This window comes from Arthrobacter sp. Y81 (assembly GCF_002929335.1).
Taxonomy (GTDB): domain Bacteria; phylum Actinomycetota; class Actinomycetes; order Actinomycetales; family Micrococcaceae; genus Arthrobacter.
On sequence record NZ_PJIL01000001.1, the window covers coordinates 262531 to 275423 of the forward strand.

The following is a 12893-nucleotide window of genomic DNA, read 5'->3' on the forward strand; positions in this document are numbered from 1 at the left end:
GGGCCCCGATTCGGGCTACGCTCGAAAGTATGCCGGTATGGTCCAGGGCGTCACGTGCAAGCGCAGAAAAGAAGGCAGTAGTGTCAGTTGGTCAAGGCCTCCCAGAGGGCTCCGAGGAGCTCAAAAAGTGGCTGTCGGGGCTTAAGCCGGTCACCGGAGCAGACACGATGCTGCGCTTTACGAAGACGCCGGAAGGGTCCATCGACCTCACGCATGCCCATCCGTCCGGTTTGGCCCAGCTCATGGCTGGACGGCGTACGCGCCTGTCCACGCTGATCCGCGACCACGATCAGTACGTTGTCGCCGCGAGGGCTTCGCGCAACCTCCGCTCCAAGATTTTCGAACTCGGGAACGACCGCGGCATCGATGCAGGCTACTTTTCGGCCGGGACGGTGTCCTGGACATCGGCCGTCGGCGGAAAGCCCCAGCGGGTGTCTGCGCCGGTGATGCTCACCGCGATTTCCCTGACCGTCCGCCCGGGCGAGGATGACTACGAGCTCCAGCTGACTGAGCAGGCCCACATCAACCCGGCTCTCATCCGGCACCTGAAGAGCATCCACGGCATCGTGTTCGACGTCAACGCCGTGACCCGGATGGCCTACAGCACGGCCCGGTTCGATCCCCTGCCCGTCCTGGACCGCCTGGGCACCCTCATCAAACCCATTCACGGGGCGGACGTGGAGCACAATCTGCTCGTTTCAACGTTTGCGGACCTCTCCGGGAACCTCGACGACCCGTGGATCAACCAGAACAATGCCGTAGTGGCAGCCCTGGCCCGCGCCGCCGCCGGGGAGGCCGTGGACGTTGCCGAACTGGCGGAAGACCGCTTCCAGGACATCGACCAGCGGGATCCTGCCGACGAGCTGTTGCTGCTCGACGCCGACGCCGACCAGCAGTATATGGTGGACGCCGTGCGCGCCGGCGACTCCCTCGTTGTCAGCAGCCCGCCGGGAACGGGCCAGACCCAGACCGCCATCAACACCATCGGCGCGCTGGTGGACGAAGGCAAGACCGTCCTGGTGGTGGGCGACCGCCGTGCCAGCCTCAGCGAGATTGCCGGCCAGCTGGAGACGCTCGGCCTGGAGTCCATCCTGTTTGCGCTGTCCGGAACGGCGTCGCCCCTGCAGCTCAAGGGTCAGCTGGTGCGTGCCATTGTGCGGAATGAGAAGTCACTTCAGCCCCAGCTCGAGAACCTGCACACCACCCTGGCCGAGCACCGGCACGCGCTCATGGACCACGTGGCATCCTTGCATAACGTCCGCCAGCGGTGGGGGTGCTCGCCTTATCAGGCCATGCAGTCGCTGGCTGAACTGACGTCCATCCAGCCGGCTCCCGCCACGACCGTGCGGCTGAAGCGGAGCGTCCTGGACAACATCCGGGACCGTGAGGAGCTGGCCGGCCGCCTGCACCGGGCGGCCGAACTCGGCAGCTTCAGCCGGGCATCCACCACCAGCCCCTGGCACGGCGCACGGCTCCTGACCCGCAAGGAAACCGAGGAGGCGCAGGAGGTTGCGCGCTCGGTTGAGAAGAACCTGCCGGTGCTCCGCAACCGCATGAACGAGGTGGCCGAGCACGCCCAGATCCGCCTCGGAGCCACATTCGCGGAGTGGGGCGCCCAGCTGGAGCTGCTGATGGCCGTTCGGGAGAGCCTGGATAAATTCACTCCGGATATCTTTGACAGGCCGGTCCACGACCTCATCTCCGCGACCGCCACGTCCCCGTGGCGTCGTGAGCGGAACATCGAGATGCCGTCCATGCAGCGTTCGCGGTTGCGCCGTGTCGCCAAGGAATACGTCCGTCCCGGCGTGCACATTTCCGACCTCCACAGCTCATTGGTGCTGGTCCAGGAGCAGCGGGCGCTTTGGGCGGGCTACGCGACCACGCAGCGACACCCTGCAGTGCCCTCCGGCCTGGGCGAAGTGAACGTGATGTACCGCAGCCTTGAGCGTGAACTGGTCCAGCTGGGTGCGGCCGTGAAGTACACGGCCGCCGGCGGCGACCTCCAGCACACACCGTATGAAGAACTGATGGGGCGCCTGGAGCGGCTGGTGGCGGACACCCGGACGCTCAAGACGCTTCCGGAGCGGACGTTGCTCATTGAGAACATGCGTGAGCACGGGCTCGGGGAACTGCTCGCCGACCTGGCTGACCGCGAAGTACCCGCGGAGTCCGTCGCGTCGGAGCTGGAACTCGCCTGGTGGCAGTCCGCCCTGGAAGCGATGATCAGCGGCGATGACTACCTGGCAATGTCCGACGGCGACGCTCTCCGGCAGCTCGAAGCCGAGTACCGTTTGGCGGACAATGCGCACATCGCCAGCGGGGCGGCGCGGCTGCGGTGGGCCCTCGCCGAGCGCTGGCGCGCCGGCATCGGCGAAAACCCCCGCCAGGCCGACCTGCTTCGGAGCCTCCTGAAGGATGGCCGGGTCACCCTGGCCGCCCTCACGGCACAGGCCCCCGCGCTGGTTCCCATGCTGGTGCCGGTCTGGTCCGTCAGCCCCTACCTCATGACGGGATTGCTGCCGGCCGAGCAGAAGTTCGACGCCGTGGTTATCCTCGATGCGGAGGCGACGTCCCTGCAGGCCGTCCTTCCGGCGATCGCCCGGGCAAGGCAGGTCATCGCGTTCGGCGACGACAAGATCGCAAGCCCCCGCACGTTCACCGTGGGCGTCGAACGGCTCGCTGCGGGCGAGACCGCCCACCAGAGCGTTGAGAGTGCGTACACCGCGTTGTCCGCAGTGCTGCCCACGCGGAGGCTGACTTCCGTGTACCGGGCGGTCGACGAAGACCTCGTGCTGCAGCTGAGCAAGAGCTTCTACGGCGGCCGCCTCCGCAGGCTTCCCGAGGGACAGACAGCCACCGGACTGGACCGGGCCCTGCTGGTGGAGTACCTGCCCGACGGCACCGGCCTTCCGAGCGCTGACCAGGAAGGCGTGGAATCGGCGGTCGCCGAGGTAAACCGGGTGGTTGGCCTCGTGTTTGAGCACGCCCGGCTGCGGCCCCGGACCTCGCTCGCCGTGGTTACGGCGAGTCTCCGCCACGCTGCCAGGATCGGTGAGGCCATCCGGCTGCAGCTGCCCAACTACCCGCTGCTGGCAAGTTTCTTCACGGCCGGAGCCGAATCCTTCCGTGTGGTGGATTTGGAACGCGCCCAGGGCCTGGTCCGCGACCACGTGATCTTTTCCCCGGGGTATGGCCGCACGCCGCATGGCCGTGCGCTCCACAATTTCGGTCCGTTGTCCGCCGAAGGCGGGAGGGAGAAATTCGCGCTGGCCATGACCCGTGCCCGGCGTTCCCTCCACGTACTCAGCTGCTTCAAACCGGAAGACCTGGACGTCAGCCGCCTCAGCCACGGCGCCGTCGACTTTTATGAACTCCTTGACCGTGAGATTGCCGGCAACACTGATCTCGGGACCCCTGCGTCCCGTGCAGCCGCGAGCGAACAGGCACTGGGTGCCGACCCCCTCGTGGCCGACCTGGGCGACAGGCTGCGTGCCCGCGGCGCCAGGGTCTGGCACCAGTACGACGGCGTTATCGACGTGGCTGCGGCCGCGGACCCGGTGAATTCCATCGGTCAGGATGATGCTGAAATCCCCAGGCCCGTCGCCATTGAGTCCGACGGCACGGAGCAATACCGGCGAATGAGCGTGCGGGAACGGAGCCGGCTGCGTCCGCAGCTGCTGGAACGGCTGGGCTGGCGCTACATGCCTCTCTGGACCATCGAAGTGTTCACTGATCCTTCCGCTTGTGCCGACCGGATCGGCGGCTACTTGGGGCTGGAGAAGCCGGCAGTCACCGGATTCGCACCCGCTTCGCAGGGGTTTTTCGAGGACGATGTGGACAACCTGACGCTCACCAGCACCGAGCGTGGCAGCGAGGCCTTCCAGGAGGACGCATCCGGGACCGAGCCTCGCGACGAGGACCGCAGCGGGTCCGGGACCGTGGCATCGACGGGCAATCCCTCGGTACCCTTGGAACAGGGCGGCGCGGGCGGGGATGAGCCCATGACTGCCGGACCCGGTTCAGTGGAGTACAGCAAGGAAGACGGCATGGAGAAGAACAGCAGCGAAGCGGCCAACCAGGGCGGCGTCCCCGGCTCGAGGGCCGACGAGGCCAACCGGAGCCGCCAGACCGCGGGCGTCGGCGTGCCCGCCGGAGTGCTGCCGAACAAGGCCGCTGAGGACGATCCGAAGCGCTGGGGCGATCACGCCTCGGATTACGACCACGATGCATGGCTTCAGGAACAGAAACCGCCGCACTGGGGCTGACAGGCGTGCTCCTCGGGAGCGGGCCGGCCGTTGACCGGCTAGCAGTACAGCTAGCCCGGCGCTCCCACGAGCACGAAGAAGAGTTTGCCCTGCGTTGAGGCGCCGGCAAGTCGGCGGGCCTGGTCAGGATCCGCGGCGACCACCATGAGCCCCTCGGTTTCTGCCGTGCCCAGCCACTGACCGGTCTGTCCGCCCTGTCCGGAAGTCCACAGGACCGGGACAGAGGCCGCCAGCACCTCCGATTCCGCCGCCTGGCCGTAGTCGGTGCTGTTGGTCATGACGATGTTGACCAGCTGGCCGGGTGCCACCAATTGGATGGACGACGGATCCGCCATCCTCAGGGGCACCGCCGCCGAACCGGGTGCGGTGCCGGCCAGCAGCCCGGGTCCAAGTAACTGGGTGTCGGAGATCAGCTGGCCTTTCCGCAGCGGGGCTGCGAGCTGTTTGCCCTGGATCGCGGCGGTGTCGGTGAAGGCGCCGGCGGGAATCATCCCGGGCGGTACCCTGACGGCCACCACCTCATTGCCTGAGAGGGTTGCCCCGACAGGAAGATCCCTGGCTGAGGCCATGGCGGTCACTGTGTGGGCGGGCGCCGGTGTCAGTTGCTGGACGGCGATGCCGGCGGCGGCGCACAGCAGGAGCGCGACGGCGAGCCTGCGGTTGCGGTTGAGCCAGGCAGCGAGGCGACGCCTGGCAGATGGTCCCGAACGGCCAGGGCGTCCTGACCGAAAGCCGTGCCTGCGTGACGAGAATCCGTTGGTGCGGAGGGTGGATGGCATACCGACACGCTAGAAGGGCCCGCGTGGTGCGGACAGCCTGATGAAGTCCTATGTGGACAACCCGTTGGTGCGGTCGGGGCCGCTAGGGTGCGGCAGGGGAGTGGCGGGGTTCCGTCAGCTGGCGGCTGCGGCTGCGGCCGGTGCGGGAGCCGCCGCCGGGGCGGACGAGACGCTGCTGCCCTTGGTGTCACGGGAGTCGGTCCGGTAAAAGCCTGAGCCCTTGAAAACGACGCCGACGCTGTTGAACTTCTTACGAAGCGTCCCCTCGCACTCGGGGCAGGACGTGAGGGAGCTGTCGGTGAACGACTGCACGATCTCGAAGGCGTGGCTGCAGTCCTTGCAGGCATATGCATACGTGGGCACTGGAAATCCTCCTCTGGGACAAACGAACAGGTCCCGTGCTGCGGGGCGCGGTGTACCGCCGATGTTTCCGTCGGCGTGTTCCGTCCCTTAGCAGTCGCAGGGCCTGAGTGCCAATTCTATCATCAGCGGCAGGGGAGCATTACATCAGCTGTGTGAGGCCTGACGGGGTGACTGCAACGGGAACCCGGCGGTCATAGGACTCTGCGGCAATGCTGCCGGCCTGAAGGACTTCGCTGTCGTAGACCACAGCTGCCGCAGGCACCGGCAGGCCCTCTGCCTCCAGCCCCGCCAGGAACTTGTCGTAGTAGCCGCCGCCCTGGCCGATCCTGTTGCCCGACAGGTCCACGGCGGTGGCGGGGACGAAGATCCCGGCCACGTCGCGCATGACCTCAATGCCGTGCTGCTCTCCGACGGGTTCCTCGATGGGTGCGTAACTGCTGCGCACAAATTCGGTCGCGGGGGTCCAGTAAACCCAGGTCAGGGTGAGCGACGGCCCGCAGACCGGCAACAGCACCCTGTGTCCGGTCCCGTGAAGTGCGGCGATGAGCGGGAGGGTCGGGGGTTCGAATCCCACACCCAGGTACGCGGCAAAAGTGCTGCGCTCACCGGCTGCAACCATGGTGGCCCACTGGAGTCCGTGGCGGGCGATGCCGGCGCCGGCGGCTTCCAGCCCGGCGGCGGAGGCAGCGGCACGTTCGGTCCTGTGGGCGGAGCGGATCTCTTCCTTCGATGGCATCAGCGGCTGTCCTTCCATGCCCGGAGGCCTCAGTGCGGGGCGAAACCGGGCGGTCCGTGCAATTACCCAATGTTTGGTCCCTGACGTTAGATTAGTCCAGTGACTACCACCAATACTTCCGTCCGCAAGGCTGTCATTCCTGCTGCGGGTCTCGGCACCAGGTTCCTTCCGGCCACCAAGGCCATGCCCAAGGAAATGCTGCCCGTAGTGGATAAGCCCGCGATCCAGTACGTCGTGGAGGAAGCGGTCCACGTTGGCCTGAACGACATCCTCATGATCACCGGCCGGAACAAGCGCGCCCTGGAAGACCACTTCGACAGGGTTCCCTCGCTGGAGGCAATGCTGGAAGCCAAGGGCGACACCACCAAGCTCGAATCCATCCAGGCTGCCAGCAACCTCGGCGACATCCATTACGTCCGCCAGGGCGACCCCATGGGCCTTGGCCACGCAGTGCTGCGGGCCAAGCAGCACGTTGGCTACGAGCCCTTCGCCGTACTGCTGGGCGATGACCTCATCGACGCCCGGGACGAACTGCTGAGCACCATGATCGAGGTCCAGGCCAAGACCGGCGGCTCCGTGGTTGCGCTCATTGAGGTCGAACCTTCCCAGATCAGCGCGTACGGCTGCGCCGACATCGACGAAACCGACATGAACGGTTTCGTGCGGATCAGGAAGCTCGTGGAAAAGCCCGACGTCGATGAAGCGCCGTCGAACCTGGCCGTGATCGGCCGGTACGTCCTCCACCCTGCCGTCTTCGACGTCCTCGAACGTACCGAACCGGGCAGGGGCGGGGAAATCCAGCTCACCGATGCACTCCAGGAACTTGCCGCGGGAACCGGTGAGGGCTACGGCGTCTACGGCGTTGTGTTCCGCGGCCGCCGCTATGACACCGGTGACAAGCTCAGCTACCTCAAGGCCTGCGTCCAGCTCGCCTGCGACAGCGATGACCTCGGCCCCGGGTTGCGCGAATGGCTGCCGGAATTCACTGCCTCGCTGGTCAAGTAACGGCCCATGCGGGGCAGCATCTGGCCGGTGACGCTGGAGTGCGGCGACCTTGTGCTGCGGCCCATCCGGTACCGCGACCGTAAGGAATGGATGGCGGTCCGGTCCCGCAATTCCGAGTGGCTGGCTCCGTGGGAGGCGTCCAACCCGGCTCCCGGAGGGGCGCTTCCCGACTACCGGCAGATGGTCAGGTCCCTCAACGCGCAGGCGGCCCAGGCCACGGCATTGCCGTTTGTGATTACCGAGCGGACGCCGGGGCAGCGCAATCCCGTTATCGTTGGGCAACTGACGGTGTCCTCCATCATCTGGGGCTCGGCGATGATGGCAACGCTGGGCTACTGGGTGGACAGAACGTGTGCCGGCCGGGGGATTGCGCCCACGGCTGTGGCCATGGTTACCGATCACTGCTTCGGCACGCTCGGGCTGCACCGGATGGAAATCAACATCCGGCCCGAAAATGCGCCCAGCCTCAGGGTGGTGGAAAAACTTGGTTTCCGTGACGAAGGCTACCGGCCACGGTTTCTGCACATCAACGGGGAATGGGCAGACCACAGGTCCTTCGCCCTCACCGCCGAGGAGATCCCTGAAGGGCTGCTGGCCAGATGGTTGAGAAACCGCCCGTCCTGACCCCTTTTTGCCGCCAGTCCTGACGCGCTCCTGCTGCCCTTCCTGCGGCTGCCCTGACGGTCGGCTGCAGTGTCCTTCGTCATAAATCCATTGATTTGCCACCTGCCCCGCGACACACCGGAGGTAATGCGAGTGCGGGGGGCGAAATGCTCATACGGTTTTGATTGTGGACTTCCCCCTTAGCAGCTCAGTGATCCTTGTGGTCGCTGTCGTGCTCTGGATTGTTTGGGTGGCCCCGTACGTACTCCGGAACCGCCGGCATCAGCTGCAGCCCGCCGTCGAGCTGATGCCCGAACTCAACTTCGCTGAACCCGCAACCCCCCAAGCCGGAAACGTCATGAAAATGGCCGCCCAGCAGGAGAAATCAATGGAAACCAAGCAGGCCACCGGATCCGCCCAGGGATCCCTGACCCCCGCCGCCGGCCCGGGGCCGGCGAAGGCGCGTCCGGGTGTACTTAGGATCCGTTACGGACGATGTGCGATCGCGCTCATGGCGCTCGTGTCCCTGCTGACCGGGATCGTGTCGGGTGTCCTCCTCATGTTCGGGATTGGGGGGCCGTGGCTGCCTGTCGTGTCCCTGCTGACGGCTGTCGTGGCTGTGGCGTCGCTTCGGCGGTTGGCGGTGCGGGACCGGCGCGTCAGGATGAATGCGGCCTTCCGTGCGGCCATGACTGCCCCGGAGCGCCAGATGCGCGCTGCTGTCCCGCGTCCCACCCGGGAACCGGCCGTGGACGCCCCGGAAAGCCAGCTTTTCGACGCTGAGGCGGGCAACAAGCCCAAAGTAAAGCCGCTGACGGCCCAGGAACTGCGTGAGGCTGCCCTCGCCGAGGCCAAGGCCTCGGGCGATACCGCCCTGCGGACCGCCACTGCACCGGGATCTGCTGTCAGCACTGAATCCAGCTGGGAGCCGGTTGACGTTCCCAAGCCCACCTACGTCGAAGCCGCCAAAGCCGAACGGGCAGCCCCTGAGCCGCTTGACCTGCCCGAGGCCCCCAAGGCCGCCGGGAAGCCGTCCCTCAAGCAAGGTCCGGCGGCAGCTCCGGCAGCCGGCGCGGCCTCTGCCAAGCCCCTCACCAAGGCGCAGAGTGCCTTGAGCAACCTGGACGACGTCCTGCAGCGCCGCCGCGCCTGAGTGTGAACTTTAGCCCCGGAGCATGACTCACATCTGCGTTGCCGGCGGCACCGGACAGGTTGGCCGCGAGGTGGTCCGCCAAGCGCTGACGCTGGGCCACGAGGTTTCCGTTATCAGCCGTCACCCGCCGGCTTCCGTCAGTTCAGTGGATAACGACGGCGCCACCTACTTCCGGGCAGACGTCACCACCGGGAACGGGCTATCGGCCGCGCTGGCCGGTGCCGCCGTCGTGATTGATTGCCTGGAAGGCAAGTCCGGCAGGGCCCTCAGGAACTTTGCCGACGGCGGCGCCCGATTCCTCCGGGCGGCGCACGCCGCCGGTGTCCGCAAGGCCGTCCTGCTTTCCATCATCAATTGTGACCAGGTGCCTCTGCGGTTCTACCGGTCCAAGGCGGACAAGGAGGATGTCTATGCGGGGTCGCTCCTGGAGACTGTCACCGTGCGCACGACGCAGTTTCACAGCCTCCCGGTGCAACTGTTCGCTGCCGGCGCCAAAGTAGGGTTCATCCCGGTGATCAAGGGCGCCCGGTTCCAAACCATCGCGCCGGCTGATGTGGCGGCGGCACTGCTCGAAGCAGCCCTCGAGGAGCCCTCGCAGGAACTCCACAGGCTCCAGACCATGGGTGGACCGGAAGTCATCACCATGGGCAAATTCCTGCGGGAGGGCCGGAACCTGGTCCCGGAGCAGCGCTACGGAAGCGAGACATTCGGTAGCTGGCTGGCGAAGCACGCAGATAGTTTGTAGCCTAGGGACACCGGTTGCCTGTTTCTGGGGAACATCCCAAGGAATAGCGGCGGCCCGGGGGCTATAGCTCAGTTGGTAGAGCGCTTCGTTCGCATCGAAGAGGTCAGGGGTTCGAATCCCCTTAGCTCCACAGAGTAAGCTCCCTCATCCGGCGCCAGTGCTGGGTGAGGGAGCTTTCTGTTTCCCGGGCCGGTACTGCGCGCCCACGCACCACCCCCTCGAGAGGACAGCAATGAGCCTTATCCGGCTGCACGACGTCAGCGTGCGATTCGATAGCACCCAGATCCTGCGCGAGGCGTACTTCCGCCTGGAACCGGGTGACAGGGTGGGGCTCATCGGCAAGAACGGTTCCGGCAAGACCACCATGCTCCAGCTGATCCTTGACCGGATCACGCCGGAGTCCGGAACCGTCACCGTGGAACAGGGAACCACGGTGGGCTACTTTTCTCAGTTCTCCGAACTGAACGGGGAGTCAACCATTACCGACGTCCTGGACGGGCTGTTCGTGGAGATCAAGGCCGTCGAAGCCGAACTGGCATCCATCGATGCGGCCATCGCCGGGGATCCCGCCGCAGCAGAACTCGACCGGCTGATCTCCCGCCAGGCCGAACTGTTCGAGGATATGGACCGCCTGGACGGCTGGGACTACCCGCGGCGCATCGACAAGGTCCTGACGACGCTGGGGTTCAGTGACGCCCACCGGCTCTGCGCCATCGACGAGTTGTCCGGCGGCTGGCGCAACCGTGCGGCCCTGGCGAAAATCCTCCTGGAGGATCCCGATGTCCTGCTGTTGGACGAGCCCACCAACTTCCTGGACGTGGCCGGCGTCGAATGGCTCGAGGGCTGGTTCCGGGATTTCAAGGGCGCGGCGATCATCGTCTCGCACGACCGGAAGTTCCTCGACGCCGTGGTCACCCGGATCATCGAAGTGGAAAACTTCCACCTGCACGAGTACCCGGGCAACTTCGGCGAATACATTGTGCAAAAGCAGTTCCGCCTCAAAACCCTCGAGCAGCAGTTTGTGCACGAGTCCGAGCTGCTGGCGTTCGAGGCTGAGGGCATCGCCGACCGCCGCGAGGCTGCCAAGGCGGCCAGCCGCGGGCTGGGCAACCAGCTGGCAAAAATCAAGAAGTCCCGCACACCCCGTCCCGTGGACCAGATCGTCACCGAGATCTACGGTGGTCTGCACGTCAAGGACGTCCTCTGCCGCGTGGAAGGGCTGGGCAAGTCCTACGGCGACAAGGCGCTCTTCTCCGGCCTTGGCTTCGAGATCAGGCGCGGCAACCGGATCGTGGTCCTGGGCTCCAACGGCAGCGGCAAGTCAACCCTCCTGAAGGTGCTGACCGGCGAGGAACAGGCGGACACCGGCGTCGTCTCCTGGGCCAAGGGACCCGGCTTCGTGTCCTACAACCGGATGCTCGAGGAACTCGACGACGCCGACACTGTTTCGCATGCAGTCAACGCGCTGCCGGACAGCCTGGCCTTCAGCGCCACGAAGAAATCAGTCAACCGGTTCCTGGCGATGTTCCAGTTCTCCGAGGCGGACCTCAAACAGAAAATCGGAAACCTCTCCGGCGGGCAAAAGGCACGCGTCGCCATGGCCCAGTGCCTGCTGTCCGGCGCCTCGGTCCTGCTGCTGGATGAGCCCACCAACCACCTGGACCTGTCCAGCACCCAGGTCATGGAGCGGGCGCTCCTGCATTTCCCCGGAGCCGTCGTGGTGGTCAGCCACGACCGGTTCTTCAGCGAGAAGATCGCCAACCGCTACCTCGTGTTCGGTGCTGACGCGGGGCTGCCCGGCGAGGTCGAGGTGCGCGCCGCGTAAGCGTCCCTGGGTGGCAGACTGCCCGCCCGGGTCCTCATACCCTTGACGCCTGCCTGAAGGGAGGGGCAGAGTAATGGTGCTGCGACTGGGGGCAGATGTGTGATCTCCGGGAACCTGAGGTTCGTGTTGGTTCCTTCACCACATCCGCGATATACCTCCAGGCAATGATGAGGAGCAAACCTCATGCGCAACGGCAACCTCACGCAGACCCAGCCCCGCAACGGCGGCACGATCCCGGCACGCCCCGGACGCCGGCGCCGGCGGCTCGTGACGCAGCTGCTGTCGGCGATCATCACCGCGGCCCTCACGGCCGCAACGGCCACGCCCGCCTTTGCGGTGTTCAAAGGCGGCAGGGCGGCGGATTCGGACGACTACGCGTGGGCGGTCAGGGTGCAGCTTGCCTATCCGGAAGGCATTGCATCCTGCACCGGGTCCCTGATCAATGACGACACTGTCGTCACGGCGGCACACTGCATCCGGAACAACGGTCGCAGCCCCTCCGCCATCGACGTGACGTTCCACTATGGCGAAAAACGCAACCAGTACACCGTCGGGGTTGCAAGGGCCGTGCCCATGCCGCACTACGATCCGGCACTGATCAAGGACGACATTGCGCTGCTCTTCCTGCAGTCGGCCGTTTCCGAGCCGGCCATCGAATTGGCATCCACACCCGCGCCGGTCGGGGCTGAGGTCACGGTGGCGGGTTACGGCTGCACCGGGGATCCATTCATCGCGGCGGAACCCTGCGACGCTGCACGCCGGCTTATGGAAACCCAACTCACCACGGTCCCCGCGGAGGCATGCCCGGACATCGCCGGACCCTGGCAGTTCTGCACGTACTCGCCGGACACGTCAGCGAACCGCGGCGACAGCGGCGGACCCGTCATCTGGTCCGATCACGGGGAGCAGAAGCTGGTTGGGGTTACGAACGCCCTTGAACTGCCGCCGGCCCCCGCCTACCTGAACCTGTCGGCTTCGGTACCCTACGAGCTGGACTGGATCAAGGCTACCGCCGGTTTGCGCTGACGGTCTTGAGTACCCCCCGGATGGACATCCCCACCGCACACACCACCGGGACCAATCCCGCCAGGACCATAAGCGTGTTTGCCCGGAACACCACCCGGCCCTGCCCGTTCCTGGTGTAGACGCCCAGCGGGAGCACGAAGCCCCCGCCGCCGCCGCCCTCCGCGGCCCCGGCTGTGCCGTCGGACCCGGCGTCACCGCCGCCGCCGAAACCGAAGGACACCAGCGCCACGGGAACCAGTTCCTCGCCGCCGATCTGCACGGGAGCCCCGTAAGCCCTCGATACACCCACGTTCCTGAACGTCTCCACGAGGGAGGAAAAAGCATCAGCCATGGGACCCACACTAGGGACTGGGGCCGGGCAGGGGAAGACCCCGGACCAGGACCAACATCGGC

At 66.1% G+C, this 12893-nt stretch carries 11 protein-coding genes and 1 tRNA gene; 8 read left to right on the forward strand and 4 right to left on the reverse strand.

Annotated elements, in window-relative coordinates:
- Window positions 1–29 precede the first annotated feature (29 nt).
- Window positions 30–4265 (forward strand): AAA family ATPase, encoded by a 4236-nt coding sequence (locus CXQ91_RS01275; RefSeq protein ID WP_104172112.1) that lies wholly within the window; start codon window positions 30–32, stop codon window positions 4263–4265.
- Between the two features lie 50 nt (window positions 4266–4315).
- Here CXQ91_RS01275 and cpaB read toward each other — a convergent pair whose 3' ends face one another.
- The 3 genes from cpaB to CXQ91_RS01290 form a co-directional block, all read right to left on the reverse strand.
- Window positions 4316–5044, reverse strand: a complete 729-nt coding sequence (cpaB, locus tag CXQ91_RS01280) for a Flp pilus assembly protein CpaB (protein WP_104172113.1) — start codon at window positions 5042–5044, stop codon at window positions 4316–4318.
- Between the two features lie 114 nt (window positions 5045–5158).
- Window positions 5159–5407 (reverse strand): FmdB family zinc ribbon protein, encoded by a 249-nt coding sequence (locus CXQ91_RS01285; RefSeq protein ID WP_104172114.1) that lies wholly within the window; start codon window positions 5405–5407, stop codon window positions 5159–5161.
- A 139-nt stretch (window positions 5408–5546) separates the two neighbouring features.
- Window positions 5547–6143 (reverse strand): 5-formyltetrahydrofolate cyclo-ligase, encoded by a 597-nt coding sequence (locus CXQ91_RS01290; protein ID WP_104172405.1) that lies wholly within the window; start codon window positions 6141–6143, stop codon window positions 5547–5549.
- 99 nt (window positions 6144–6242) lie between these two features.
- On the opposite strand from CXQ91_RS01290, the gene galU reads away from it, so the two are divergent.
- The 7 genes from galU (at window position 6243) to CXQ91_RS01325 (ending at window position 12500) form a co-directional block, all read left to right on the forward strand.
- Window positions 6243–7148, forward strand: a complete 906-nt coding sequence (gene galU / locus CXQ91_RS01295; protein ID WP_104172115.1) for a UTP--glucose-1-phosphate uridylyltransferase GalU — start codon at window positions 6243–6245, stop codon at window positions 7146–7148.
- Between the two features lie 6 nt (window positions 7149–7154).
- The gene (locus CXQ91_RS01300; protein WP_104172116.1) at window positions 7155–7772 is read left to right on the forward strand and encodes a GNAT family N-acetyltransferase; all 618 of its coding nucleotides are present in this window, start codon (window positions 7155–7157) and stop codon (window positions 7770–7772) included.
- A gap of 166 nt (window positions 7773–7938) precedes the next feature.
- Window positions 7939–8904, forward strand: a complete 966-nt coding sequence (locus tag CXQ91_RS01305; protein WP_258073784.1) for a hypothetical protein — start codon at window positions 7939–7941, stop codon at window positions 8902–8904.
- Window positions 8905–8926: 22 nt separating this feature from the next.
- Window positions 8927–9649 carry an SDR family oxidoreductase gene (locus tag CXQ91_RS01310; protein WP_104172117.1) on the forward strand — a complete coding sequence of 241 codons (723 nt, stop codon included), beginning with the start codon at window positions 8927–8929 and terminating at the stop codon, window positions 9647–9649.
- 57 nt (window positions 9650–9706) lie between these two features.
- Window positions 9707–9779: transfer RNA gene (locus CXQ91_RS01315), tRNA-Ala, on the forward strand.
- Between the two features lie 102 nt (window positions 9780–9881).
- Window positions 9882–11474, forward strand: a complete 1593-nt coding sequence (locus CXQ91_RS01320) for an ABC-F family ATP-binding cassette domain-containing protein (protein WP_104172118.1) — start codon at window positions 9882–9884, stop codon at window positions 11472–11474.
- Window positions 11475–11657: 183 nt separating this feature from the next.
- Window positions 11658–12500 carry a trypsin-like serine protease gene (locus CXQ91_RS01325; protein WP_104172119.1) on the forward strand — a complete coding sequence of 281 codons (843 nt, stop codon included), beginning with the start codon at window positions 11658–11660 and terminating at the stop codon, window positions 12498–12500.
- Here CXQ91_RS01325 and CXQ91_RS01330 read toward each other — a convergent pair.
- Entirely contained in the window at window positions 12481–12831 is a 351-nt protein-coding gene (locus CXQ91_RS01330; protein WP_104172120.1) for a hypothetical protein, read from the reverse strand. The genes CXQ91_RS01325 and CXQ91_RS01330 overlap by 20 nt on opposite strands.
- Window positions 12832–12893 lie beyond the last annotated feature (62 nt).